This is a genomic window from Streptomyces sp. NPDC042201, assembly GCF_055582185.1.
Window position 1 is genome coordinate 254787 of sequence record NZ_JBVJDS010000003.1, and the last position, 24923, is coordinate 279709.

19 protein-coding genes are annotated in these 24923 nt (G+C 69.7%); 9 read left to right on the top strand and 10 right to left on the bottom strand.

From position 1 onward, the window contains the following. The first annotated feature begins 18 nt into the window (after nt 1-18). The 4 genes from ACZ6MZ_RS08655 (at nt 19) to ACZ6MZ_RS08670 (ending at nt 5864) form a co-directional block, all read left to right on the top strand. The gene (locus ACZ6MZ_RS08655; protein ID WP_469350610.1) at nt 19-1647 is read left to right on the top strand and encodes a prenyltransferase/squalene oxidase repeat-containing protein; all 1629 of its coding nucleotides are present in this window, start codon (nt 19-21) and stop codon (nt 1645-1647) included. Beyond that, the gene (locus ACZ6MZ_RS08660) at nt 1637-2998 is read left to right on the top strand and encodes a cytochrome P450 (protein WP_389790468.1); all 1362 of its coding nucleotides are present in this window, start codon (nt 1637-1639) and stop codon (nt 2996-2998) included. Before ACZ6MZ_RS08655 ends, ACZ6MZ_RS08660 begins: the two co-directional genes overlap by 11 nt. A gap of 44 nt (nt 2999-3042) precedes the next feature. Further along, nucleotides 3043-4014 carry a terpene synthase family protein gene (locus ACZ6MZ_RS08665; protein WP_469350613.1) on the top strand — a complete coding sequence of 324 codons (972 nt, stop codon included), beginning with the start codon at nt 3043-3045 and terminating at the stop codon, nt 4012-4014. A gap of 203 nt (nt 4015-4217) precedes the next feature. Next, entirely contained in the window at nt 4218-5864 is a 1647-nt protein-coding gene (locus ACZ6MZ_RS08670) for a thiamine pyrophosphate-binding protein (protein WP_469350615.1), read from the top strand. A 127-nt stretch (nt 5865-5991) separates the two neighbouring features. Here the strand turns inward: ACZ6MZ_RS08670 and ACZ6MZ_RS08675 are convergent, their stop codons facing one another. Next, the gene (locus ACZ6MZ_RS08675; RefSeq protein WP_469350617.1) at nt 5992-6657 is read right to left on the bottom strand and encodes a maleylpyruvate isomerase family mycothiol-dependent enzyme; all 666 of its coding nucleotides are present in this window, start codon (nt 6655-6657) and stop codon (nt 5992-5994) included. A gap of 281 nt (nt 6658-6938) precedes the next feature. On the opposite strand from ACZ6MZ_RS08675, the gene ACZ6MZ_RS08680 reads away from it, so the two are divergent. Next, the gene (locus ACZ6MZ_RS08680) at nt 6939-8474 is read left to right on the top strand and encodes a carboxylesterase/lipase family protein (RefSeq protein WP_469350619.1); all 1536 of its coding nucleotides are present in this window, start codon (nt 6939-6941) and stop codon (nt 8472-8474) included. A gap of 107 nt (nt 8475-8581) precedes the next feature. Here the strand turns inward: ACZ6MZ_RS08680 and ACZ6MZ_RS08685 are convergent, their stop codons facing one another. Then, the gene (locus tag ACZ6MZ_RS08685; protein WP_469350620.1) at nt 8582-8971 is read right to left on the bottom strand and encodes a PPOX class F420-dependent oxidoreductase; all 390 of its coding nucleotides are present in this window, start codon (nt 8969-8971) and stop codon (nt 8582-8584) included. 347 nt (nt 8972-9318) lie between these two features. Further along, complete coding sequence (locus tag ACZ6MZ_RS08690; RefSeq protein WP_389790457.1) at nt 9319-9714, bottom strand: hypothetical protein; 396 nt, start codon at nt 9712-9714, stop codon at nt 9319-9321. 587 nt (nt 9715-10301) lie between these two features. Here ACZ6MZ_RS08690 and ACZ6MZ_RS08695 point away from each other — a divergent pair. After that, entirely contained in the window at nt 10302-11228 is a 927-nt protein-coding gene (locus ACZ6MZ_RS08695) for an endo-beta-N-acetylglucosaminidase H (protein WP_469350623.1), read from the top strand. A 406-nt stretch (nt 11229-11634) separates the two neighbouring features. On the opposite strand, the gene ACZ6MZ_RS08700 is transcribed toward ACZ6MZ_RS08695, so the two are convergent. From ACZ6MZ_RS08700 to ACZ6MZ_RS08710, 3 genes are all read right to left on the bottom strand, one after another. Further along, the gene (locus ACZ6MZ_RS08700; protein WP_469350624.1) at nt 11635-13215 is read right to left on the bottom strand and encodes a S8 family peptidase; all 1581 of its coding nucleotides are present in this window, start codon (nt 13213-13215) and stop codon (nt 11635-11637) included. A gap of 964 nt (nt 13216-14179) precedes the next feature. Then, on the bottom strand, nt 14180-15709 hold the full coding sequence (locus ACZ6MZ_RS08705) for a helix-turn-helix domain-containing protein (RefSeq protein WP_384190224.1): 1530 nt from the start codon (nt 15707-15709) through the stop codon (nt 14180-14182). A 215-nt stretch (nt 15710-15924) separates the two neighbouring features. After that, nucleotides 15925-16128: a DUF4236 domain-containing protein gene (locus tag ACZ6MZ_RS08710; RefSeq protein WP_384329435.1), complete on the bottom strand. Its 204-nt coding sequence runs from the start codon at nt 16126-16128 to the stop codon at nt 15925-15927. Between the two features lie 159 nt (nt 16129-16287). Here ACZ6MZ_RS08710 and pdxR point away from each other — a divergent pair, with 159 nt between their 5' ends. Then, nucleotides 16288-17829 carry a MocR-like pyridoxine biosynthesis transcription factor PdxR gene (gene pdxR, locus ACZ6MZ_RS08715; RefSeq protein WP_469350627.1) on the top strand — a complete coding sequence of 514 codons (1542 nt, stop codon included), beginning with the start codon at nt 16288-16290 and terminating at the stop codon, nt 17827-17829. 31 nt (nt 17830-17860) lie between these two features. Here pdxR and ACZ6MZ_RS08720 read toward each other — a convergent pair whose 3' ends face one another. Both ACZ6MZ_RS08720 and ACZ6MZ_RS08725 read right to left on the bottom strand, forming a co-directional pair. Beyond that, on the bottom strand, nt 17861-18856 hold the full coding sequence (locus ACZ6MZ_RS08720) for an aldo/keto reductase (protein ID WP_469350630.1): 996 nt from the start codon (nt 18854-18856) through the stop codon (nt 17861-17863). A 262-nt stretch (nt 18857-19118) separates the two neighbouring features. Then, nucleotides 19119-20264, bottom strand: a complete 1146-nt coding sequence (locus ACZ6MZ_RS08725; RefSeq protein ID WP_469350632.1) for a DUF4037 domain-containing protein — start codon at nt 20262-20264, stop codon at nt 19119-19121. Nucleotides 20265-20978: 714 nt separating this feature from the next. Here ACZ6MZ_RS08725 and ACZ6MZ_RS08730 point away from each other — a divergent pair. Further along, nucleotides 20979-21320 carry a DUF1330 domain-containing protein gene (locus ACZ6MZ_RS08730; protein ID WP_469350633.1) on the top strand — a complete coding sequence of 114 codons (342 nt, stop codon included), beginning with the start codon at nt 20979-20981 and terminating at the stop codon, nt 21318-21320. Between the two features lie 122 nt (nt 21321-21442). On the opposite strand, the gene ACZ6MZ_RS08735 is transcribed toward ACZ6MZ_RS08730, so the two are convergent. Continuing rightward, nucleotides 21443-22579 (bottom strand): PQQ-dependent sugar dehydrogenase, encoded by a 1137-nt coding sequence (locus tag ACZ6MZ_RS08735; RefSeq protein WP_389674854.1) that lies wholly within the window; start codon nt 22577-22579, stop codon nt 21443-21445. A 586-nt stretch (nt 22580-23165) separates the two neighbouring features. Next, a complete protein-coding gene (locus ACZ6MZ_RS08740; RefSeq protein WP_469350635.1) occupies nt 23166-23807 on the bottom strand; it encodes a TetR/AcrR family transcriptional regulator in 642 nt (213 codons plus the stop codon). 71 nt (nt 23808-23878) lie between these two features. On the opposite strand from ACZ6MZ_RS08740, the gene ACZ6MZ_RS08745 reads away from it, so the two are divergent. After that, complete coding sequence (locus ACZ6MZ_RS08745) at nt 23879-24661, top strand: MBL fold metallo-hydrolase (RefSeq protein ID WP_469350637.1); 783 nt, start codon at nt 23879-23881, stop codon at nt 24659-24661. The last annotated feature ends 262 nt before the right edge of the window (nt 24662-24923 follow it).

Genomic DNA, 24923 nt, shown 5'->3' on the forward strand with positions numbered 1-24923 from the left:
CCCTTGAGTGATACGGCCGTGAGCACGACCTACGCCGAACAGGCCATCCGTCTGGTGGCCAGGACCGACCAGGACAGGTGGGGCAGCGTCCGCCCCTCCCTCTACGAGACGGCCCGGGTCATCTCCGCGGCGCCCTGGCTGCCCGGGGAGCCGCGCCGGATCACGTACCTGCTGGAGGAGCAGGCGTCCGACGGCAGTTGGGGTGAGGGGCCGCAGCCGTACCGGCTGCTGCCGACGCTCAGCGCGGTGGAAGCCGCGCTGGCGGTCCTGCGGCGGGGCGCCATGTCCGCCGAGGTCACCCAGCGGCTCGCGGGAGCGGTCAACCGCGGGCTCGCCGCACTGCGCGCCCTCCCGGCGGCGGGCCCGTGGCCGGACACGGCCGCTGCCGAGATCCTCGTCCCCGGCCTCGTCGCCAGGATCAATGAGCAGCTGGACCTGGCCGCCACCGACGGGATGCCGGGTATCGGGGAGTGGCGCCCCGGCGGGCGGGCGACGGTCCCGGACGGCTATCACGAGGCGGCGCCCGGGTACGTGGCGCAGCGGTACGGGTCGGCCGGCAGCCTTCCCGTCAAGTTCCATCACACGTTCGAAGGCATAGCCGGGCACATACCCGGGGAGCTGCCGTCCGACGCGCAGGGCCTCCTCGGCAGCTCGCCGGCCGCCACCGCCGCCCGCGCGGCGGCCTCGCGGACACCGGCCGCCATCGCCCGGGCCGTCGCGGACCTCGAGCCCGTGGCACAGCGCTACGGAGGACTCTTTCCCGAGGCGGCCCCGATCCTCGTCTTCGAACGGCTGTGGGTCGCCGCCGCCCTCGCCCGCGTCCACCTGCCCTCCGCCACGCTGCCCGCCGTCCGGGCGTGGGCCGAGCAGCTCTACGATCCCCGAGGAGTGCGCGGCGCGCCCGGCCTCATGGTGGACGCCGACGACACCGCCATGGCCGTGCTGGTGGCCGCGCTCGTGGGCCGCCCGCTCGACCCCGCGCCGCTCGACCTGTTCCACAACGGCAGCCACTACGACTGCTACATCGGCGAGGACACCGGCTCGGTCACCGCGAACGCCCACGCCCTCCAGGCCCTGGACAGCTACCTGCGCCTGCACCCCGGAGAACAGCACACCTATGGCCCCAAGGCCGACAAGCTGTGCGACTGGCTGGTCGGCTGTCAGCAGCCCGAAGGACCGTGGCCCGACAAATGGCACGCCTCCCCGTACTACGCCACCGAGCGATGCGTGACCGCGCTCGCGCGGTACGACGGCGACCGTACGTCCACGGCCGTCGACGCCGCCGCCGCGTGGACGCTGGACACCCAGCGCGACGACGGCTCCTGGGGCGTGTGGGACGGCACCGTAGAGGAGACCGCGTACGCCGTGAAGATCCTGCTGGCCGCCGACCCCCACACGAGGGAGCCGCGCCACGCCCGCGCGATGGACCGCGCCGAGGCGTATCTGGACGCCGCGGGGGCCCCCGGCCACCGGCACCCCGCCCTGTGGCACGACAAAACCCTGTACGCGCCCGCCGCGATGATCGAAGCGGAGGTCCTCGCCGCGCGAGAGCTGCTGAGGACACGTCACACCAGAGCCGGAGCGGCCACCCCACGCGCACCCCGGACAACCGACCAGATGCGACAAGGACAGACACGTGACTGCTGACATACACGTTCCGCCGACCGCCCCCCGGCGGGTGCCGCTCATCGGACACGCCCTCCCCCTGCTCAGGAACCGGCTGGAGTACGTCCAACGCCTGCGCACCTACGGGCCCATCGTTCGCCTCGCCGTCGGCCCGAAGTCCATCACCGTGATCAACTCGCACGAGTTGCTCCAAGAGATGCTCACCCGCAAGTCCCAGCACTTCAACAAGGGACTGCTCTTCGACAAACTCAAGATCTTCGGTGGCGACCCTCTGCCGGTCGCGGAGGGACGACAGCACCTCAACCGGCGCCGCCTGATGCAGCCCGCGCTCCACCACAAGCAGGTCGGGGGCTACATCGCGACCATGCGGGACACCGCGGAACCCTCCGTCGCGGCCTGGCGCGACCAGGAAACCCTCGACGTGTGCAACGAAATGCAGCTCATGGCCCAAGGCGTCGTCATGGCCGCGCTGTTCTCCTCGAACCCGGATCGCGGGCCCGCGCAGACGATCCTCAACGGAGTCGACACGGTCTTCAAGGCCGCCCTGCGGCACGCCATGGTGCCCATCTCCGCCCTGGAACGGCTGCCGACCCCGGGCAACCGCCGGGCCTGGGCCGCCAACACCGTGCTGAGCAACGCCATCGAGGCCATCATCGCCGACCACCGGGCACACCCCGACGCCTACGAAGACCTGGTCTCCCTGCTCCTGACCGTCCAGGACGAAACCGGCGCGACACTGACCGACCAGGAAGTGATAGCGGAGGTCACCGCGCTGCTCGCCGCCGGCTCCGAGACCACCGCGGTCACCCTGGCCTGGCTTTTCCACGAACTGGGCCGCAACCCCGACCTGGAGCGCAGGCTGCACGAGGAAGTCGACTCCGTGCTCGCCGGAGAGCCGCTCGCCGCCGCGCACATTCCCCAGCTCGCCTTCACCCGCAGGCTCATCGACGAGACCCTGCGCCTGCACAACCCCGCCTGGATCCTGACGCGGCGGACCATCTCACCCGTACAGCTCGGGCAGTTCAGCCTGCCGGCGGACACGGACGTGATGTGGAGCCCCTACGCGATGCACCGGGATCCGGACCTGTTCCCCGATCCGCTGAGCTTCGACCCGGACCGTTGGCTCCCCGAGCGTCCTCAGCCACCGAGGGGGGCCTTCATGCCGTTCGGGGTCGGCAAACGGATGTGCATCGGCGATCAGTTCTCCGTTACCGAGGCAGTCGTGATCACGGCCCTCGTCGCGTCACGCTGGCGCCTGCGGCCCACACCCGGCGCCACCGTCCGGCCGGTACCCGCGATCACCGTGCACCCCTCGTCCCTCGACATGATCGCCGAGGCCAGGGTCCAGGTGGCCGCGGGAAGCGCGGCATGAACGGTCCCGGCCGAACAGGCCCGTGGCCGCCCGCCACCCTGCCGATGCCCGATCTTCTGGGCTCCTTCCCCGGCCCCTTCCCGGCCAGCCGGTACGCCGACGACATCGAGCGGCAGACCACCGGCTGGCTCGACGACTTCCCGCTGATCGGCTCACCCGGCGGGCGGAAGGCCCTCTGCAACATCACGGGCCAGGGAATGGCCCGCACCTTCCCGACGGCCGACCGGGACGGTCTCTTCCTCTGCGCCGACCTTCTCCTGTGGCTCACCGCGTTCGACGACACGCACGGCGAGGCCGCGGGGGCCGAGGACCCGGCTCGCCTGGCCCGCCGGATCAGCGAATGCGTCCACCTCCTCGCCGGCCACGGCCTCGCCGAACACGCTCTCGCCGGCCACGCCTTCGCCGGCCACGACGACCCGCCGCGCGCGCCCAGCGTCTTCGGCGCCGCGCTGCACCAGCTCCTGACCCGGTTCGGGGAACGGGCCACGCCCACCCAGTACCTGCGCCTCACCGCACATCTGCGGGACAACCTCTTCGGCATCCTCTGGGAGGCCCATCACCTCGACAGACCCGACCAGGTCACCCTGGACGACTACCGCGCGATGCGCCCGCACACCGTCTTCGTACGGACCGTCATGGCAATCGCCGACATCACGCTCGGATACGAACTGACCCAGCAGCAGCGGTCCTCGGCGGCGGTCCGGGAACTCGAAGCGGCCGTCGCCGACCTCGCGGGCTGGATCAACGACCTCGCCTCGTACCAGAAGGAGGCGGCCCACGACGGCCCGAGCCCGCTCAGCTTGCCCACGCTCCTGATGCGACAGCACGGGTGTGACCTCGAAGAGGCGTTCCGGCTGGCCTCCCGCATGTGCGAAGAACGAGCCGCCGTGGCCGGCCTCCGCATCACCGAACTGACCGCCGACGGCGACAGCCCGCTCGCCACGCACGCACGGGCGATCGAATCCCTCGCGTCCTCGTACGTCTGGCACATCGAACACGCCCGCTACCGGTCCTGACCGGCGCCGCCGCGCCCCCTCCTGACCGGCATTCGTGCCGGTCAGGAGGGGATACGGATGTGGCCGTGTCGAGACAGCGACGTCTCAGCCCGCTGGTTATAGTCACGAGCGAACAGGGCCGAATTGTGCCGTTGCCCACGATTAGTCCGAGATCTGCAGCCTTCCGGTGCCCGACCAGCAATCCGACTGAGAGGAAGTCTCCGATGAAGGCGTTCCAAGCCGTGTCTGATGCGGTCGCTGCCGAAGGACTCGACCACCTCTTCGCCGTAATGGGTGACGCGAACCAGGACTTGATTGTGGATCTGGGCGAACGGCATGGTGTGAAGTTCGGCCATGCCCATCACGAGTCCGGTGCGGTGGGCATGGCCGACGGTTACGCGCGGTTCAGCGGAAAACCCGGCCTCGCCTCGGTCACCCAAGGGCCCGGCCTTACCAACGCGACGACCTCGTTGGTAGCGGCGCGGCTGCATCGGACCCCCCTTCTGGTGCTCGCCGGGCACTCTTCTCTCCGTGACCCGTACAACCCCCAGGGCATGGTGGACCAGCACGCACTCGCGAAACTCACGACCGAGGCCACCGTTCGGCTCGATTCGGTGCACAACGTCGACTACTGCCTTGGTGAGACGTTCCGTCAGGTCAAAGTGCGTAAAGGGCCGTTCATTCTGAACCTGCCCCAGGATATTCAGCAGACAGAGATGCCCGACGCCGGCTGGGACTATCAGCCCATGTATAAGTCCGGAGCCCCCCAACCGCCGACTGCCCAGGACGTCGAAGAGGCGGTAAGGATTCTCTCTTCCGCCAAGCAGCCGACCATTCTCTGCGGACTCGGCGCGGTGAACTCGAAAGCCCAGGCCGAGGTGCGCGGATTGGCCGAGCACCTCGGTGCGCCTGTCGCGGTCTCTCTTCTCGCATCGGGATTCTGTGCGGATTATCCGCTGTATCTCGGAATCAGCGGCGGACTGGGGTCCGACCTGACGGTGAACACTCTCGCCGACAGTGACGTCATGGTGGTCGTCGGCGCGAGCCTGAACGAGTGGACCACCGACTTCGGCAAGATTATGGAGAACGGCAAGAAAATCATTCAGATCGACGACCGGCAGGACGCCTTCGGCTGGTTCGCGCGGGTCACGGTGGGCATGACCGCCGACGCGAAAACGGCCGTGGCGGCCCTGACGGACAGGCTCGGTGCGGCCTCGGCGTCGCGCCAGGCCGATGCGGGGCTCCGGCAACGTATCCAGGACAGCAAGCACGGGGACATCGACTACGCGGACGGGGATTCGTCGGATCCCCGCCGAGCCGCGGAGTATCTCGAACACGCGCTGCCGAAGGACGACCGCATCCTGGTGGTGGACGGCGGCCACGTCGGCATGATCTACGCGAAGATGCTGACCGTACCGTGCGCCGAGAACTGGGGGCTCGGCTGGGACTTCGGCGCTATTGGCCAGGGACTGGCAACCGCCATCGGAGCCTGCTTCGCACGGCCGGGTGAGCGTGTCACGCACGTCACTGGAGACGTGTCGTTCATGATGAACGTCGCCGACTTCCAGACGGCCGTACGCCACAAACTGCCGCTCACAGTCGTCATCTTCAACGACAACGCGGGCGGCCAGGAAAAGCACGACCTGGTCCACAAGAAGCTGAACCCGTCGTACGCCGACACCCCCCAGCCCGACTTCGCGAAACTGGCGGCCGGCTTCGGCGCCAAGGGCTTCACCGTGCGAAACCCCGACGACTTCGGCGAGATCGACAAGGCGCTGGCGGTCGAGGACGGTCCGGTCGTGATCGACGTGAGAATCAACGGGGATGTCGAACTGGCGGCCAGCTGGGAGATCGCGAAGCACCTCAGCTAGAAGAGCATTCGGTGGTGCGGCATTTGCTGACGGTTTGGAAAGAGGAACGCAACCACTCCCACCGAAAGGTCCGCGCCCGCGTCGAGCACACCTTCGCCTCACCCTCGCCGGGTGACCGGGACCGCCGTCACGCTGTTCCACAGCGCTCGCGGAGGCGTTCAACACCGTCGCCTTCCAGCTCTTCGAGGTACGCCGCGCGTCCGGTCATGGCCATCATCAGCGCCAAGGTCCTGCCGGACACGAGCGCCCCGGACCCGGTCCTGAAGGGACCGTCATCTGCGACCAGTCGCAGGCCACCGATGCGTCCTTTGGCAGGGACCACAAGATCCGATCCCTGGTAGTACTCAGCTACCCGTGTGACCGTCTCCATCGGGTAGTCGCGGCGAATGCCCAGCGGGCGCCGGATGTCCTCCGCATGCACGATCGTCTCGCCGAGCATGGCCGTGGCAGGGACGGGAGGCTTGGTTCTGCTGGGGACAACACGCCGGAACCGCTCAAGTGTCTCGGCCGGGGTTGCACCGAGCTGTTCGGCCAGCCTCATGGCTACCTGCTTGTCGAAGTCGAATCGGCAGCGGATCACACCCGCCAGCCAGCGCACCGAATTGAGACTCGCCGACGCGGTGAGGTGCGCCAGCACCTCACGCACCGTCAATTCGCTGCACAGTGAGGCCGTCGCCCACTGATCGTCGGACAAACCTTCAAGATCGGCTACCAGTGCCGCTCGCTCCGCATGGATCAGTGGCCAGACTCCCGCCGCCGGGCTGCGATCTGCTGCCAGTTCCGAATCGGTCATGTGGACGGCCTCCTGATACGAGTCGTGCCCCGCACCGCACCGGAGCACGTGGGTGCCCGGCAGGGCATTCGATGAAGAGACTCTCATCCCTGGAAAAAAGTCATCGCCACGTGACACTCCTTCTCAACCGAATGACGGCCGACGACGTCCGGGACGGCGGATACCCGGCTCCAGCAGCCCGAGTCATCCGTAAATCGCTGGCGCGGTATCTCACCCGTGGTGGACTATCTGCGGGTCCGGGGCCGCGGCGTGCCCTCTCCTCCCGCTTGAGGGAAGTTGTGATGACCGTTTCCGAGTCCCAGCCATCCGGGCCCCGACCCGAAGTCCGCGCGGTGGCCGGGAGGCTGCGCGGCGCCCGGGAGGCAGGCGTGGCGGTCTTCCGCGGCATCCCGTTCGCCGAGCCCCCGGTCGGCGCGTTGCGCTTCGCCGCGCCGCGACCGGTACGGGGCTGGAGCGGAGTGCGGGAGGCCCTCTCGTACGGCCCGCCGCCCCCGCAGGGCGGGCATTTCGGCGCGGACGCGGCGTCGCAGGACGCGGGCGACGACTGGCTGACGGTCAACGTCTGGTCGCCCGAACCCGACCCGGACGCGGGACTGCCGGTGATGGTGTGGATCCAGGGCGGCGGTTACATGATCGGCATGTCCGGCCTCCCCGAGTACGACGGTGGCCGGCTCGCGCGGGACGGTGGCGTCGTCGTGGTGACGTTCAACTACCGCGTGGGTATCGAGGGCTTCGCACAGATCGGGGGCGCTCCTTCCAACCGGGCGCTGCTCGACCAGGTCGCCGCTCTCGAGTGGGTGCGCGACAACATCGGGGCTTTCGGCGGCGACCCTGACCAGGTCACGCTTTTCGGCGAGTCAGCGGGTGGAGGATCGGTCGCCGCGCTGCTGGCGATGCCGCAGGCGGCCGGGCTCTTCCGCCGGGCCGTCGCACAGAGCGTGCCGGGCACGTTCTTCTCGCCGGAGCTTGCCGCGGACATCACTGCCGCCTGCGCCGCCGAGCTGGGACTGCGGCCCACGCTGGCCGACCTGGCCAGCGTTGCCCCACGCCAATTGTCCGCCGCCGCTGACACGGTCAGCGCCAAGATGGACCAGTGGGCACCACGCTGGGGGCAGCCCGCGCACAGGACAATCCTCTTCTCGCCCGTGGTCGACGGCGAGGTCCTGGCCGTCACACCGTGGCAGGCATTGACCGACGGCGCCGGCCGCGACATCGAACTCCTCGTCGGCCACACTCGCGACGAGCAGCGCCTGTTCACCGCCATCAGCGGTCTGCTCGGTGAGGTCAGCGAGGAGCAGGCGGCGAACGCCCTCCATGTCTTCGCACCCGGCCCGGACGGAGCCCGCCGCTACCGCGACGCCTTCCCGGCAGCGGGCCCGGACGAGCTGTACGAACTGGTCCATTCCGACTGGCTGTTCCGCATGCCGTCGCTCCACCTCGCCGAGGCCCAGAAAGCTGCCGGCGGCCGCGCGCATGTCTACGAGCTGACCTGGCCGGCCCCCGGAATGGGCGGCTCCTTCGGCGCCTGCCACGGCCTCGATGTACCACTCGTCTTCGGCAACCTGGACCGCGGCCAGCCTGCCATGCTGATCGGTGAAACACCCTCGCCCGAGGCTGAGGCCCTGTCCGCCCGGATGCGCGCCGCATGGACTTCGTTCGCCACCCACGGCGACCCCGGCTGGCCCGCCTACGACACCGATCAACGCCTCGTTCAGCGCTTCGACACCGCGTCGGCTGTCACCGCCTACCCGGAAGAGCCCTCCCGCCTGATCTGGCAGAGCCACACTTTCCCCGTACTGCCGCTGATCAGCCAGTAGCACGTTGTGCCTCGCGGGAGGCCAGGTTGTCTGTCGGTCCTCGCCCAGGTCACGAGCTGTCCGGCATGGGCGGAGTCTGCTCCATCCCTCGTACCGGTACCGCCCGGTCAGTCGAGGGTGATCCGGATGCCGACGGTCCCGTCCAGGCCCCGCCGCAGGCGGCTGCCCAGGAGCGTGAGTCTTCCCGGCAGCCCGTACTTGCGGCCCAGGAGACTGCGGTAGTGCCGGGTCTGCCCGCCGTCGAGGATCTCTGCCCGTCCCGGGACCGGCTCGCCCGAGGGGTTGCCCCGTATGTCGCAGGCGGAGACCAGAACGTCGGCGCGGTTGCGGATCCGCTTGACCTTGCCGGAGGCGGCGACCGTCCAGATACCGAGGGCGTCACCGTCACGGATCACCCATACCGGGGTCGGGACCTCTCTGCCGTCCCGACGGAAGGTAGTGATCAGGACGTATTTGCCCGATGCGAGAAGTTCGAGGTCCGCTTGACCGTCTGTCATGGCGAAAGGCTATGCCACGGACCGGGCGCCCAGCCCTGGGCCTTCTCAGCTCGCCGTCCGGCACGGTCCCGGGCTCGGGGAACGCGCGGCGACTGAGCGCGCGCAGCACGCGGGTCTGCCGTTCCACCGCTTCCGCGATGCCCGGGTCGGCGCTACGGACGGGCGCGGCGGCCGCATGCGCGGCGAGCGCCCGGCGGTAGCCCTCGCACGCGTTCTCCCGAGTACTACCCGCCACCCCGCGTCCGGCGGTACCCCTGACCGACTCGCCGGCTTCGAAGGCTGAGTGCGTGCTGCTGAAGTCCAAGTGCCTTCGGCTGTCAGCCGAGCGGGGCACCGACCGACGCTGGCTATGTGTAGATACGCCACCACCGGTCCGCCTCCACGCGAGCCAGTTCGGCGTCGTACTGACAGGCTTCAAAGTGGAACTCCAGCGGCGGGTCCTCCACGTATGGAACCCGCCAGTCCGACCACTGCACGATGTCGCCGATTCGCTGTACGACCACGGACAGGAAACCGCAGCAGCCACCTGTGCACACGGGTTCGCCCAGCTCCACACGCCGCGGCACGCCTGTCGCACGGAGGGGACTGCGACGGCCGGCAGGCAACACGTCATTTGCGAACGGGCCGCAGCCGCCTTCGCCAACCGCCCCTGCCACCACTTCCTCACCGTTGACCCAGAAGCGCAGATGGACACCGAACCGGGGCCCCGGCGGCAGCACACTGATCTCCAAGCGATCGAACACCAGACCACCTTAGGGCGAGTGCTGGCGCGGATTCCGCAGCAGCCGTCCCGGGAGCATGGCTTCCACGCCCTGAGTCACTTCTACGTCTCCGAGGAACTGGAGGCTGCTGAATCTGTCGTCTCCCTGGCATGCCGGCTGGGTCACTCCGACCCCGGGTTCACCTTGCGGAAGTACCCCCACTTCCGACCCCGGGCGGGCGCACGAGGCACCGCCGCCATTGACGCGATCTTCGCCGAGCCTCAGCCCGGACGGCGGCGGGCCCGGACAGAGGTCCGCAGGGGCCGCAGCTCAGACGCGAAGTGCCGGTGACGCGGGCGGGCGTGAGAGGTTCGCGCGCCTCGCCCGGCTTCCGACACGGCCTGGATCCCGGAGGGCCGGCCGATCTCCCTCGGGAGCATGTGGACCGTGGAACTGGACGCACCAACTCCCTTGTTCAGATGGCGGGTTGGGGTGGAACGTACGTGGAACTCGTGAGAGTTCGTACAAGATTCTCGGGATTCGGTCACGGGAGCGGAAACCTTGGAGCGCACACTCGGCACTTTCGAACAGGCCGGGCGCCGGCCCATGCGATGGGAGACCGATCAACGATGTTCACTCTGGTACGGAGCAGAGTGCGGACGGCCGCGCTCGCGCTGGCGGCCGTCGCCGCCCTCGCCTTCGGCACGACAGCCACGACCGGCGCGGCAGCGGCCCCCGCGCCCGCGCCCGCTCCCGCGAAACAGGGGCCGACCTCGGTGGCGTACGTCGAGGTGAACAACAACAGCATGCTCAACGTCGGCAAGTACGCCCTCGCCGACGGCGGCAACGCCTTCGACGTCGCCGTGATCTTCGCGGCGAACATCAACTACGACACGGGCACGAAGGCGGCGTATCTGCATTTCAACGAGAACGTGCAGCGTGTCCTCGACAACGCCGCCACGGAGATACGGCCGTTGCAGCAGAAGGGCATCAAGGTCGTCCTCTCGGTGCTCGGCAACCACCAGGGCGCGGGCTTCGCCAACTTCCCGAATCAGCAAGCGGCTTCGGCGTTCGCCAAACAACTGTCGGACACCGTGGCCAAGTACGGCCTCGACGGCATCGACTTCGACGACGAGTACGCCGAGTACGGCAACAACGGCACCGGCCAGCCCAACGACAGCTCGTTCGTCCACCTGGTGACTGCGCTGCGCGTGAACATGCCGGACAAGATCATCAGCCTCTACAACATCGGCCCGGCCGCGTCGCGGCTCTCCTACGGCGGCGTCGACCTCTCGTCCAAGTTCGACTACGCCTGGAACCCGTACTACGGCAGCTGGCAGGTCCCCGGCATCGCACTGCCCAAGTCGAAGCTGTCGCCGGCGGCCGTCGAGATCGGCCGGACCTCACAGAGCACGGCCGCCGACCTCGCCCGCCGCACCGTCAGCGAGGGGTACGGCGTCTATCTGACGTACAACCTCGACGGCGCCGATCGCAGCGCCGACGTCTCCGCGTTCACCAGGCAGCTGTACGGCAGTGACGCCGTCTACACGCCGTAAGGCGACCGTACGCCCCGGCGCGCGGTGCTCCCTCACGGTTTGCCGCATCCCGTAGGGCCGCGATCTGTGCAGGCCGCGCCTTCAACAACGATGTCGGAAGCGCGGTCGCACGAGGAGATCGGGGCTGCGCGCAAGGGTTGGACGGCCCGGCATCGAAGTCGGCGACGGCGTCCTGGAACGTCTTCGTTGCCTCGGCCGCGCTCGGCGCAGTCCACCCTGAACCGGCGCGATGCCTGATGGACCGTGCGGTCCATCAGGCATCGGCCATTTCCACAGGACGGTGAAGCGCTGATCCAGGAGGTCGGCACACTCGTGGACGCCGGGCCTGTGCAGACCGGCACAACTCGCACGTCACCGCGATGACTCCGCCCCGCTCAAATCCCCTGCCGGGACGGAACCCTCTCTTCTAGAACTGGAGCGCCCAGGAGTCGATGTACCCGGTGTCGGCCGTGGCGTTGTCGGTCACCCGCAGCTTCCACGTGCCGTTGGCCACCTCCGAGGAGGCGTTCACGGAGTAGACGGTGTTGATGTTGTCCGCGCTGCCGCCGGTGCTGAACGCCTTGAGCGTGTAGGCGGAGCCGTCGGGGGCGATCAGCTGGACCTGGAGGTCACCGATGTAGGTGTGCACGATGTTCACGGGCACACTCAGCGAGGCCGGGGCGTTGCCCGCGACACCGCTCACGGTGACCGGCGACTCCACGGTGGCGTTGTCGCTGATCGTGTAGTTGGCGGTGTTCTCGAACTTCGCGCCGGGCGGGGTGACCGTGCCGCCGGGCACGTTGAGCAGGCGGTTCGGCGAACCGCTGCCTGGGTTGGAGACAACGCCGGTGCTGGCCAGGGAGACCAGGCCCGAGGAGACCTGGGCCGGTGTGGCCGTCGGATTGGCCGCCAGGTACAGGGCTGCGGCGCCCGCCACATGCGGGGTCGCCATCGACGTACCCGAAATGGTGTTGGTGGCGCTGTCGCTGGTGTTCCACGACGACGTGATCGACGAACCCGGCGCGAAGATGTCCAGCACCGTGCCGGTGTTCGAGAAGCTGGAGCGGGCGTCGGTGGAGGTCGTCGAGCCGACCGTGATGGCCTCGGTGACCCGGGCGGGCGAGTAGCTGGAGGCGTTCAGGCCGTCGTTGCCGGCGGCGACCGCGAAGGTCACACCGGCCGCGATGGCGTTGCGGACCGCCGTGTCGAGCGCGCTGTCCGCGCCACCGCCGAGCGACATGTTGGCAACGGCCGGCTTGACGGCGTTCCGCGCCACCCAGTCGATGCCCGCGACGACGCCCGCCGTGGTGCCCGAGCCGTTGTTGTCGAGGACGCGCACGGCGACGATCTTCGCCTTCTTGGCGACACCGTACGAGGTGCCGGCGACGGTACCGGCGACATGCGTGCCGTGGCCGTTGCCGTCCTGGGCGACGTTGTCGTTGTCGACGGCGTCGTAACCGTTGGAGGCGCGTCCGCCGAAGTCGCTGTGCGTGATCCGGACGCCGGTGTCGATGATGTACGCCGTGACGCCCTGGCCCGCGGAGTCGGGGTAGGTGTACCTGCTGTCGAGCGGGAGGTTCTTCTGGTCGATCCGGTCCAGACCCCAGGACGGCGGGTTGGTCTGGGTCGCGTCGGCGTGGAAGGTCCGGTTCTGGACGACGGAGGCGACCGACGGGTCGGCGGCGAACTTCTTCGCCTGCGCCTCGGAGAGGTTCACCGCGTAGCCGTTGAGGGCCTTGGTGTAGGTCCTCTCGATCTTGGCCCCGTACTCCTTGGCCAACGCCTTGCCGGAGGCCGAGCCGGCCTTGGCGGCGGAGCCGTGGAAGGTGACGATGTAGCTGTTGGCTATAGAGCCGGAGGCGCCGGCGTACTGGATCTGGCCCTCCGGCTGCTGGGAGGCAGCGCTCGCGGGGAGCGCGGAGACCGCGCCGAGTACGAGCGCGGCGGCGGCTGCCGTACCGATTCCGGCAAGACCGAGTCTTCGCCGGGCGTGACGCATTGCTGCCATGTGAGGGTCCTCCTCGAGAGGTGGTGCGCTGATGGTGGGGTGGGGCCGAGGCGCGGGGAGGCAGCGGACGCCACTGGGGGCCGCTCGCTGTGCTTCGCATCCTCCGTAGTCCGATTACGACAGGAACATGTCAATCGGAAATACAGGGCTGATCGGACAGTTCCAGGTGGGGTGTGCCAACTCGGTGCGCCAGCCGAAAGATTGATGGTTCCGCAGGAATTCCACAAGAGGTCGCGGGAGACGTAACACAGCCGCCACAGAGTCAACACGGTGTCAATCCAGGCGCAACATCACCAAATGAGAGGCTCTGTCGGGGATCTAGAGAGTCCCAGGCGGAAGGGGCCCGGGTGGCCCGGGCGAGCAATTCCCCGGGCGCGACCGCGATGTGGGTACGGGACCGGCTGGACGGCCTGTGGCACGACGAGGATTTCGACGCCTGGTACCCCCGGGACGGGCGGCCCGGCCTGACTGGGCTCTGCGCTATGGGCGGCAGCCCAGTACGGGGCTCCGACGTCGGGGTCCGCAGACGTCACGCTCGTCGGGGTGGCGTACGAGGGGGCGGAGGTGACCTTCGACGTCGCCGGCGCGAGCTGCACCACCACCGTCGAGCGCATCGAGCAGCGGGTGCGCCGGAACATCCTTCCGTGTCTCGGTGCCCAGCCGCTGAATGGCGTGGGCACGGAGACGCTGCGCAACTGGAAGAAGCGGCTCGCCGACTCGCACGCAATCCGTGCCGCTCCAGCACGGTCGGTCCGCCGGCTGCCGCACCCCGCAGGATCGATGCGTGGGCGCCCGAGCGTGTGCCGGCCGCGCGGCAATGGCGGAACGGTGCCGTACTCCCACTTCCTACCCCGGGCGGGCGCACGGGCTCAGACGCACAGTGCCAGAGAGGTCCCACGGATGCCGCCGCGCCCCTGCCTGGCCTGCGTTCTCGCAGGTCAGGCAGGGGCGCGGTATTCGTCGGTCAGATGTCGCGGAAGATCTCGATCTGCGCGCCCACCGAGTTGAGGCGCTCCGCCAGGTCCTCGTAGCCCCGGTTGATGACATAGACGTTGCGCAGTACGGACGTACCCTCCGCCGCCATCATCGCCAGCAGGACGACCACGGCGGGACGCAGGGCCGGCGGGCACATCATCTCGGCGGCGCGCCAGCGGGTCGGGCCGTCCACCAGGACGCGGTGGGGGTCGAGGAGCTGGAGCCGGCCGCCGAGGCGGTTGAGGTCCGTCAGATAGATGGCCCGGTTGTCGTAGACCCAGTCGTGGATCAGGGTCTTGCCCTGGGCCACCGCCGCGATGGCCGCGAAGAACGGCACGTTGTCGATGTTCAGGCCCGGGAACGGCATCGGGTGGATCTTGTCGATCGGCGCCTCCAGCTTGGAGGGCCGTACGGTCAGGTCCACCAGCCGCGTACGGCCGTTGTCGGCGGAGTACTCGGCGGTGCGGTCGTGGTCGAGCCCCATCTCCTCCAGCACCGCCAGCTCGATCTCCAGGAACTCGATCGGGACGCGGCGGATCGTCAGCTCGGACTCGGTGACCACGGCGGCGGCGATCAGGCTCATCGCCTCGACCGGGTCCTCGGAGGGGGAGTAGTCCACATCGACGTCGATGCTCGGCACGCCGTGCACGGTCAGGGTGGTCGTGCCGATGCCGTCGACCCGTACGCCCAGCGCTTCGAGGAAGAAGCACAGGTCCTGGACCATGTAGTTGGACGAGGCGTTGCGGATGACGGTCGCGCCGTCGTGGCGGGCGGCGGCCAGGAGGGCGTTCTCGGTGACCGTGTCGCCGCGTTCGGTCAGCACGATGGGGCGGCCGGGCGAGACCGAGCGGTCCACCTGGGCGTGGTAGAGCCCTTCCGTCGCGGCGATGTCCAGGCCGAAGCGGCGGAGCGCGATCATGTGCGGCTCGATGGTGCGCGTACCGAGATCGCAGCCACCGGCGTACGGCAGCCGGAAGGTGTCCATCCGGTGCAGCAGCGGGCCGAGGAACATGATGATGGAGCGGGTGCGGATGGCCGCCTCGGCGTCGATCGCCTCCATGTCCAGCTCGGCGGGCGGGACGATCTCCAGGTCCACCCCGTCATTGATCCAACGGGTGCGGACGCCGATGGAGTTCAGCACCTCCAGGAGCCGGAACACCTCCTCGATGCGCGCCACCCGGCGCAGCACCGTACGGCCCTTGTTGAGCAACGAGCCGCACAGCAGTGCCACGCACGCGTTCTTGCTCGTCTTGACGTCGATGGAGCCGGAGAGCCGGCGGCCGCCGACCACCCGCAGATGCATGGGCCCGGCGTAGCCGAGCGAAACGATCTCACTGTCGAGCGCCTCACCGATGCGCGCGATCATCTCAAGGCTGATGTTCTGGTTGCCGCGCTCGATGCGGTTCACGGCGCTCTGGCTCGTGGCCAGTGCCTCGGCAAGTTGCGTCTGTGTCCAGCCCCGGTGCTGACGGGCGTCTCGGATGAGCTTGCCGATGCGTACGAGGTAGTCGTCTGCCATAGATGCAGGTTATCTCAGATGTGAGATAAGGGCATTGCGGGGGTGCGCTGTCGGGGTGACGGCCATCCGGGCGGTCGGCCGGGTCGGTACCCGGGCGATATGCCCGGGGCGGCCGCCCACGCTCCGATCCTCGGAGCCGGGGGCCGCCCCGGCAACCGCTGCGCCGCCGTCCGGGTGCTCGATGACCGGGACGGCGGCCGACCGGGTCACCCCGCTCAGTGTCCGCGCCGCTTGGTCGTCGTCTTGCGCCACCCGAACGGCCCCGGCAGATCCATGGACGTCGTCCGCCGCCCGGTGCTGCTGGACGTCTGTCGCGGCCCGTGCTTGCCGCCACCGGTGGTGATGGACCAGGAGCGCTTGTTGATATTGAGCCGCACCCCCGGCAGGATCCGGAAACTCTTACGGAATGTAATCGGCATCTGCGCCTCCTCTGTCAGGAGTACGAGTTTCCCGTGCGGGCCGATGCATGTCTGCGTTTTCCGAGGGCCGGTCAGAGCGGTACGTACTGAGTAGGGGTGACGGTCGGTCACCGCCTTCGCCCCCCGGCCCGTCCGGCGTGATCGGTAGCATCGGGCTCCATGGCACACGACCGTATGGATCCGGCCCGGGGCACGCTTCTGGACCTGGACCTGGACCTGGACCTGCACCTGGAGTTGGACCCGGACGGCGAGCCGGGCGGGGAGCAGGGCGGGCGGTCCGCGGGCCCCCTGCACCTGCGGCTCGCCCGGGCGCTTCGGGCAGCGGTGACCGGCGGTCGTATCGTCCCCGGCAGCGTCCTGCCGCCCAGCCGGGCGCTGGCGGCGGACCTGGGCTGCTCGCGATGGGTGGTCACCGAGGCCTACTCCCAGCTCATCGCGGAGGGGTATCTCGAAGCGCGCAGTGGCTCAGCCACCCGGGTGTGCGCCGGGGCCGTTCCCGTACCCGGGCGCGGCCGCGCCGGACGGGAGGCGCCCTGGAATCCGGAGTACGACATGGTGCCCGGCATGCCCGACCTGCGGGCGTTTCCCCGTAAGCGGTGGGCCGACGCGGTACGGGAGGCGGCCGGCAGCCTGCCGTCGGCCGAACTCGGCTACCCCGACCCCGCAGGCCACCACCGGCTCCGGCAGCGGCTCGCCGCCCATCTCGTCCGGGGACGGGGCGCGTCGCTGGACGCCGACCGCCTCATGGTCTGCGGGGGAACGCTCGACGGGGTGCTGCGGCTGTGCCGTGCCCTGCGCGCCGACGGACATACCCATGTGGCGCTGGAGGACCCGGGCTGGTCGCGACTGAGTTCGGCCGTCGCGGCGGCGGGACTCGTCCCTGTCGCCGTCCCGGTGGACGGCGACGGCCTGCGGGTCGAGCTGCTCAGCCGCATGCCGCGGGTGCGGGCGGTGATCGTGGCACCCGCTCACCAGTTCCCGACCGGTGTGGTCCTGACACCGCCCCGCCGCGCGGAACTGATCGCCTGGGCCCGGTCGGTCGACGGGCTGGTCATGGAGGACGACTACGACGCGGAGTTCCGCTACGACCGTCACCCGGTCGGCAGCCTTCAGGGCATGGACCCGGGGCGGGTCGCGCTGCTGGGGTCGATCAGCAAGACGCTGTCCCCGGCGTTGCGGATCGGCTGGGTGGTGGCGCCGCCCCGCTGGATCGACGGGCTCTGTGCCGCGAACGCCGCCGTCGCGCCGCCGCCCGTCATCGACCAGGAGGCGTTCGCCGGCTTCCTGGACGCGGGTGCCTACGACCGGCACCTGCGGGCGTCACGGCTGCGGTACAGGCGACGGCGCGACGCCCTCCTGGGGGAGATCGCCTCGTCGCTGCCTGGCCATCAGGTCTCCGGTGCGGCAGCGGGGTTCCATCTGCTGCTCCACCTCACGGACTGCGCCGCCGCGGATGTCGTACGGGAGGCCGCGCGGCGCGATGTACGGCTGGCGGATCTCGACGAGTACCGCGTGGCGGCGGGGCCGGGCGGCGCGACGCTGGTGCTCGGGTACGGCAACCTGGCCGACGCGGCGGTGCCGGGCGCCGTCCGGCGTCTGTCGGAAGCCGTCCATGAGGCGGAAGCCGTCCATGAGGCGCGGCGGCGGGCCGGCCCCCCGCTTCGGCCCGCCGCCGGGGACGCGTCACGCGCAGCCGTCTGAGGCTGCGCGTGGACGGGCGTCCGCCCTCGGGTTACGACACCGGCGTGGCGGACGCCGGCATGGCGGCTTGGTCGAGCCGCGCCCTGAGGTCCGGTGCCAGCTCCACGGCGAGAGCGCCGAGTACGTCGTCCAGTTGCTCGACGGAGCTCGCGCCCACGACGGGAATCACCGGCGGGTCTCCACCGAGCAGCCAGGCGAGAACGACCTGGTTGGGGGTCGCGCCCAGCTCCGCGGCCACCTCGCGCAGCACGGCGAGGCGCTGTCCGGTGCCCGGGTGGTCGTAGGCCGCCGCCAGCGGCTTGTCGGCCCGGGTGTAGGCACCCGAGAGGAGCGACGAATAGGCCATGACCGTCAGGTCCGGCTCGCTGCGCGCATAGTCCAGCAGTTCCGGCGTCACGTGGACGTGCCCGGACTCCGGCAGGCTCATGTCGAAACGTGGCTGAAGGTAGGAGTGGCGCTGCTGCACACAGGTGTAGCCCGTCCAGCCGTTGGCGAGGGCGACGGCACGCGCCCGCTCGGTCCGCCAGGTGGTGTGGTTGGAGCAGCCCAGGATGGACACCTGGCCGTCCGACACCAGTTCATTGAGCGTGCCGAGAGTCTCCTCCAGGGGGACGGACCGGTCCTCGATGTGCGTCCAGTACAGATCGATCCGGTCCGTGCCCAGGCGTCGCAGACTCTCCTGCGCGGCCTTCCGTATCGCGGCCGCGGAGAGCCCTTCGGCCGTTTCCAGTCCGGTGCCAGGGACGGTGGGACGAGCGCCGGCCTTGGTCGAGATCAGCACCTCGTCCCGCACCCGGCGGCTCGCCATCCACCGGCCGATGGTGGTCTCACTCTCGTCCCCGGTGGTGCCGGGATGCCAGAAGACGTAGTTGTTGGCGGTGTCGATCAGGTTCCCGCCGGCCTCGACGAACCGGTCGAGGATGGCGAAAGACGTCTCCTCGTCCACGGTGCTCCCGAAGGGCAGCGTCCCCAGGCACAGCACCCCGGCCGAGACCCCGGACGGCCCGCCGATACGACGTCGTTGCATGTCGAACTCCCTTGGTCCTGCGTGTTCTTCGCATGGCGCAGTCGACCCCTTCGGGTGTTGACGTGCGGTGACTTCAACCTAGGCGTCGATCGGTTCGGTGTACCGGTCCGATTGAGGACCGAAAAACCGGACCAATTCTCCCGGTGCCGTCAGCCCGAGGCCATCGCCACACCCAGCAGCACCGCGTACAGCAGCGGGAGTATCGCCAGCGCGAACGCGCCGCCGGGGCTCGCCGCCTGTCACGACGGCCGCCGGTCACCGGTTACGACGGCCGCCGCGCACCGTCGCGCCCGAGCGTGCTTGTGGCCGCGCGGATCGGGGCCGGTCGGTGGAGGAAGTCCGTGTTGTCCGCCCACTGGTCCACGCCGCCTGTCAGCGGCAGTTCTCGCAGGTCCGGATCGGTGACCGTCCCTGCCAGTGCCTGTGCGAATCGGTCGGCGCGCAGCACCAGGAAGGGCCGGCTGTGGTACGGGCGGCGCCGCGGATCCACCGGTTCGACGAGCCCGGACTCGTTCTGCAGCGAGGCCACCGTCTCGTACGCGTCGCAGAGGTGGCGCTCCCGCTCCGGGTAGGCCGTCGCCGCCAGGGCACCTCGCAGCGACGGCATCAGCTCCTCGGCCACCTCCAGCCGGCCGAACGCGCTGCCCAGCCACTTGCCGTACGGCGCGTACCGCCGCTCCAGGAGCAGGCACAGCCGCATGAGATCCCGTACCAGCCGTCCCGCGACCACTGCCGAGCCGAGATCGTCCCCGGCTTCCGCGCAGCGTCCGACGAACGCTTCCTCCTGGGAGATCCGCTGCCACTGGCAGGCCAGCAGATACCGCCACACCTGATCGGGGTACCAGGCCAGCCGGCGCCGTACGGCGGTGAGGGTGCCGGGCCCGTCATGGAACACCGCACCGGCGGTGGCCTCGGCGAGTTTCTGTTGCGGCATCGCGAGCCAGTCCCGGACGGTCGGTTCGGTGCGCGTCGGACCGAGTCCGGTCAGTCCGGTCAGTCCGGTCTCCCGGGTCAGCCAGGTGCCCACGTCCTGCGTGGAGACCCGGTGGTTGACCGGGCCGTCCGTCGGCTCCATGAGCCCGACCGGATCGAGCGGATCGTCCGCCTGCCGGAAGTGGGTCGGCCAGCCCCGTACTTCTTTCGGCAGCCGGTCGGCGAGGAGCCGGCGGATACGGGCGCCGTGTTCGGCCACCTCGTCCCGTGCGAGGAAGAGCTCCAGCCGCGGCCCCCACTCGTGATCGGCCGACCTCGCGGTGTCGAAGCCGAGTACCTCCGAGCCGGACCCGACCCGCGCGGCGGCGTAGCGCAGGCCGGGGAAGGTGTCATCGAGGAGGGGCCGCACAGCCTCCTCGTACAGAATCCTGGCGAGCTCAAGTCCGGGCAGGAACGGGGCATCAGGCGTGGGCATCCGCCCACTGTGGCGGGCGTGGCGCCCGCGGGCCAGCGGATATCGGGTGGGACGCCGCGAGACGACGCCCCGCCGCACCGGACGTCGGGCGCCGCCAGGGAGCGGGGTCTCAGCGGGTGTCCGGGCCGGCCCGGGACCGTTCCCGCCTTCCGAGCGTGATCTTGATGGGGATGGGGGATGAGCGACAGCCACGTCCACAGGGCGGCGGTGGGGGAGACGAAGGCGATCGGCACCGTTGCCGCGAAGACCAGGACGGTCGTGCCGAGGTCCGTGAGGATGTTCCGGGCGACGCGGTCGGAGATGGGGTGGGACATGTGCGGGCGGCGCCAGATCGTGAGGAACACCGCCAGTTCCAGCAGGTCGATGACGCAGATGGTCGACGCGTACACGGCGACGGCCAGGGGCTGCGAGGCGTACTCGGACAGCATGGTCGTCGGGAAGGGGACCAGTGCGATGGCTCCCAGGCCGGCGAGTACGAGCCGCAGGGACAGCCCGTCCACCCGCCGGGCCAGTCGCAGGATCCGGCGGTCGGGAGCCGGCCACAGCGTGCCGGTGGGGCCCCGGCCACAGCGTGCCGAGGCGGTGTTTCAGCGCCGGCCCCGGAACGTGCGGCGCGCTGCGAGCCGGGGACGCTTACCTGTCAGGTCATCGACCCCGGCTCGTACGCCTGCCACGATCGCCGCTGTACGGAGCCCGACCGACCGGAAGGACACCATGCCCGCCTACGCCATAGCCAATCTCCAAGAGGCCGCCCCGCACCAGGAGATCGCTGAGTACATCGAGCGCATCACCGCCACCTTCGAGCCCTACGGCGGCCGCTTCCTCGTACACGCCACGCAGCACGAGGTGAAGGAGGGCACCTGGCCCGGGAGCGTCGTGGTGATCGGCTTCCCCGGGATCGCCGAGGCGCGGGGCTGGTGGGACTCTCCCGCATACCAGGAGATCGCTCCGCTCCGCTCGCGGCACATCCAGGGCGACATCATCCTGCTCGAAGGCGTCCCCGAGGGCTACGACCCGACTACCACCGCGAAGGCGATACGGGAGGCCCTGGCCTAGCCCTCAGGCCTCCTGCGCCTCCGCGATCAAGGCCCCTCGACTTCCGCCGCCGCACAGCGGATCAGGCCCGGTGCTGATTTCGCAGCGCCGGGCCTGACCTGGTGTTTTATGCGTCGGGGCGGTTACGCCGGGTCGATGCGGGAGACGGTGCCACCGATGGCGAGCACGTACAGCTCGCCATCGCCGCCCTGTACGAACGAGATGACCTCGCCGCCGTTGACGCCAAGGTCGCTCTCGCCGGTCACCTGGCCGTTCTCCATCTGCAGAGCGCGGACGGTGCCGTCGCAGTAGTCGCTGAACACGTACTGCCCCTTGAGGTCCGGGATCGCCTCGCCGCGGTAGACGTATCCGCCGGTCACCGAGCAGCCCAGCCCGTTACGGTCGTACTCGTGGATCGGCGGCACGTGGTTCGCGGGCTCCGTGCCGCCCCGGAAGGTGTGGGTGCCCTCCATCGCGGACCAGCCGTAGTTCTCGCCGCCCTTGCTGTCCGCCGAGGCCCAGTCGATCTCCTCCCAGGCGCTCTGGCCGACATCGCCGATCAGCAGGTCGCCCGTGCCCGCGTCGAAGGAGAACCGCCACGGGTTGCGCAGCCCGTACGCCCAGATCTCGCCCTTCGCGTTCGGGTCGTCCACGAACGGGTTGTCCGCCGGGATCGCGTACGGGTCGCCGCCGCTCGGGTCGATCCGCAGCAGCTTGCCGAGCAGCGTGTCGAGGTTCTGCCCGTTGCCGTGCGGGTCGCCGCCCGAGCCGCCGTCGCCGAGCGCGATGTAGAGGTAGCCGTCGGGGCCGAACTTGATGTCGCCGCCGTTGTGGTTGGAGTACGGCTGCGTCTGGGTGAGGACGGTGCGCCGGGTGTCCGGCTGGATCGCGCCGTCCTGCACAGCGAACTCGTCCACGGTGCTGGTGCCTTCGAGGTTCGTGAACGAGATGTAGAAGTGCGCCAACTCCTTGTCGAACGCGATGCCCAGCAGGCCGCGTTCGCCGTCGGTGGTGGTCTCGCCGGATATGTCGAGGACGGGCTCGCCGAGCCCCTGATCGCCCAGGACCCGTACGGTGCCCGCGCGTTCGGCGATCCAGACCGTGTCACCGGGCCCGGCGGCGCCGGCGATCGGATTCTGGGCTGTGGCCACCTGCTTGAGCGTGACCTCCGCCGCTTGACGTGGGGCGGCGGGCTCGTCGGCGGACGCTGTGGCTAAGGCAAGGGAAGCAATGAGGCAGATGGCGCCGATGATTGCCGAGCTTCTGGTGCGAACTTTCACCGTGGCTCTCCTAAAGGAGGCGAGTGGGGGGAACCCGGCTGCTGGGGGCAGTGTTGTGGGAGTCGCCCGCGCCAGCACGCAACCTGGGTGGGGGGATTGTGTGCTACTGGCTACGGATGAGGATACAAGGCCAGGGGCGGTTGGCGTAGACCAATGCGCCCATCCATGCGCCTCCGTTCCGCTGTCCGTCGCGCCCTCCGACTCCGCGTTCCCCGGCCCCCGGGGCGCGCGCCCCGGCCTGGGCGCAGGCGACCCGTGTCACAGCTCGACGTACGGCCCCCGCACGATCCACCCCAGCTGGTACAGCCACTCGGCCCCCGGTGGCACGTGACCCGTCGCAGTGAAGGTTGAGCGATTCTCACCGAAGATTGAGCGGTTGATCGGCGGGCCCGACGCTGACGTTCCGGGGATCAGGGGCCTGTTCCCGTACAGCTATGGCCAGGTGGTATGTGGCGTGAGCAATGCTCGGGGCGTGATCGCCGCGAGGGCCGACGGAAACGCCCAGCGCGACCCCGCCGCCCGCCGCGGAGGCTGAGCCGCCCAACGGTGTACGGCGTCCGGTGGAAGCGCGGCATTGCTGGTCGCTTCAGGGTGGGCTCAGGAGGGCTGCGGCGAGCATGCCGGTCAGCCAGTTCTGGTAGGTGTCGGCGTGCCAGCCGCGGTCGGTGGTGAGCTGGGTGAACAGTTGCGGCCCGGTCAGGGCCCAGCAGGAGTCCGCCAGGTGACCGGTGTTCGTGCCGGAGGGCAGGACGCCTGTGTTGATGAGGTGGGTGATGAAGGCGGTGACGCCGGTCATCCGTTCTTCTTCGCTGATGGCGAGGACCTGCCCGACTTCGGGGCCGGCCTGGGTGAGCAGGGTGAACAGGGCGGCGAGCCGTTCATGGACGCCGCGGACGAACGCGGCGTAGAGCCGGAACTTGGCGTGCGGATCGCGGGTTTCCCAGACCTTTTGGAGTTGGGGCCGCTCGGCCATGGCCAGGGGTTCGTCGTCTCCGGCCAGGGTGACGTCCCATAGTGCTTTGACCAGCCCCGGCTTACCGCCGAACGCCTTGTAGACCGTTTCGGGAGAGACGCCGGCGCGCTCCGCCACCGCGCGGATGGTGGTGGCCTGGTAGCCGTCGCGGAAGAGCAGTTCCCGGCACGCTGCCAGCACCGCGGCGCGGTTGCGGCGCGCGGCGTGTTGTCGGCGGCCGGAGTCGTACGGCCTGCGCGGAGCATCGGTCGGCATGTCGCTTCCCCTCCAAATCCATTACAGTCAACTGTATCGAAAGTGCGCCTGTCTCGCCGCTGGAGGAACGCATGTCCCGCTCTGCTCATCGCCGCCCCAGTCGGCATGTCGCTCCCGGCGTGGACCGCCTCGGTGACCACGTCGTCAACTTCTATCTGGTCGACGATCCCGACGGCCTGGTCCTCGTCGACGCCGGGCTGCCGGGCCACCTCGGGCAACTGCGCGACCACCTGGCCGACTCGGACCGCTCTCTGGCCGACATCCGCGCTGTGCTCCTGACCCACGGCCACCCCGACCACACCGGTCTGGCCCGCGCCCTCCAGCAAGCCGGCGCCGACATCTGGGTCCACCAGCAGGACGCCGGCATCCTCCGCGACGGCCCACGCAGCGCGATGCGCCACGCCAAGCCGGAGCGCTCCATGCTGCCCTACCTGCTGCGCCGGCCCGCCGCGATCACCACCCCGCTGCACCTCGCCCGCAAAGGGGCCTTCACGGCCCCCGCCGTTCCCGGCGTGCGCGTCTTCGGTGCCGATCAGCGGCTGGACGAGGTACCCGGCAAGCCGCAGGCCGTCGTCCTGCCCGGCCACACCCCGGGCAGCACCGCATACCTGTTCCCCGAACGCGGCCTGCTCTTCACCGGCGACGCCCTAGTCACCCACGACGGCCTGACCGGACACACCGGTCCCACCCTGGTCTGCCGCGCCTTCACCTACGACAGCGACGCGGCCCTGACCGCCCTCGACCGGGTGGACCAGCTGACAGCCGCAACCATGCTCCTGCCCGGCCACGGCCAGCCCATCACCGGCGGCCCCCACGCCGCCACCCGCCGGGCACGGCAGATCGGCCAGCACTGAACAGCAGCAGAGGCGGCCCGCCAGGTGACACGAGACCCGGACCGTCGCTCAGCGCTACACGCCACCTGGCCGTACCTGTACGAGAACAGGGCCAAGATCCCGGAACGTCAGCGTCGGGCCCGCCGATCAACCGCTCAACCTTCGGTGAGAATCGCTCAACCTTCACTGCGACAGGTCAGCACGCCCGGACATGACCGGGCGGCGGTCATGTACTAGAGTTATCTCGACATCGAGATATCTGCCGAAGGCGCACCGCGGCCGC

Coding starts and splice junctions, on each gene's coding strand:
- ACZ6MZ_RS08710 (WP_384329435.1), bottom strand. CDS start 16,128: ATGCCGATTACATTCCGTAAGAGTTTCCGGATCCTGCCGGGGGTGCGG.
- ACZ6MZ_RS08730 (WP_469350633.1), top strand. CDS start 20,979: ATGCCCGCCTACGCCATAGCCAATCTCCAAGAGGCCGCCCCGCACCAG.
- ACZ6MZ_RS08740 (WP_469350635.1), bottom strand. CDS start 23,807: ATGCCGACCGATGCTCCGCGCAGGCCGTACGACTCCGGCCGCCGACAA.
- ACZ6MZ_RS08700 (WP_469350624.1), bottom strand. CDS start 13,215: ATGGCAGCAATGCGTCACGCCCGGCGAAGACTCGGTCTTGCCGGAATC.
- ACZ6MZ_RS08705 (WP_384190224.1), bottom strand. CDS start 15,709: ATGGCAGACGACTACCTCGTACGCATCGGCAAGCTCATCCGAGACGCC.
- ACZ6MZ_RS08695 (WP_469350623.1), top strand. CDS start 10,302: ATGTTCACTCTGGTACGGAGCAGAGTGCGGACGGCCGCGCTCGCGCTG.
- ACZ6MZ_RS08670 (WP_469350615.1), top strand. CDS start 4,218: ATGAAGGCGTTCCAAGCCGTGTCTGATGCGGTCGCTGCCGAAGGACTC.
- ACZ6MZ_RS08680 (WP_469350619.1), top strand. CDS start 6,939: ATGACCGTTTCCGAGTCCCAGCCATCCGGGCCCCGACCCGAAGTCCGC.
- ACZ6MZ_RS08675 (WP_469350617.1), bottom strand. CDS start 6,657: ATGACCGATTCGGAACTGGCAGCAGATCGCAGCCCGGCGGCGGGAGTC.
- ACZ6MZ_RS08665 (WP_469350613.1), top strand. CDS start 3,043: ATGCCCGATCTTCTGGGCTCCTTCCCCGGCCCCTTCCCGGCCAGCCGG.
- ACZ6MZ_RS08745 (WP_469350637.1), top strand. CDS start 23,879: ATGTCCCGCTCTGCTCATCGCCGCCCCAGTCGGCATGTCGCTCCCGGC.
- ACZ6MZ_RS08720 (WP_469350630.1), bottom strand. CDS start 18,856: ATGCAACGACGTCGTATCGGCGGGCCGTCCGGGGTCTCGGCCGGGGTG.
- pdxR (WP_469350627.1), top strand. CDS start 16,288: ATGGCACACGACCGTATGGATCCGGCCCGGGGCACGCTTCTGGACCTG.
- ACZ6MZ_RS08725 (WP_469350632.1), bottom strand. CDS start 20,264: ATGCCCACGCCTGATGCCCCGTTCCTGCCCGGACTTGAGCTCGCCAGG.
- ACZ6MZ_RS08685 (WP_469350620.1), bottom strand. CDS start 8,971: ATGACAGACGGTCAAGCGGACCTCGAACTTCTCGCATCGGGCAAATAC.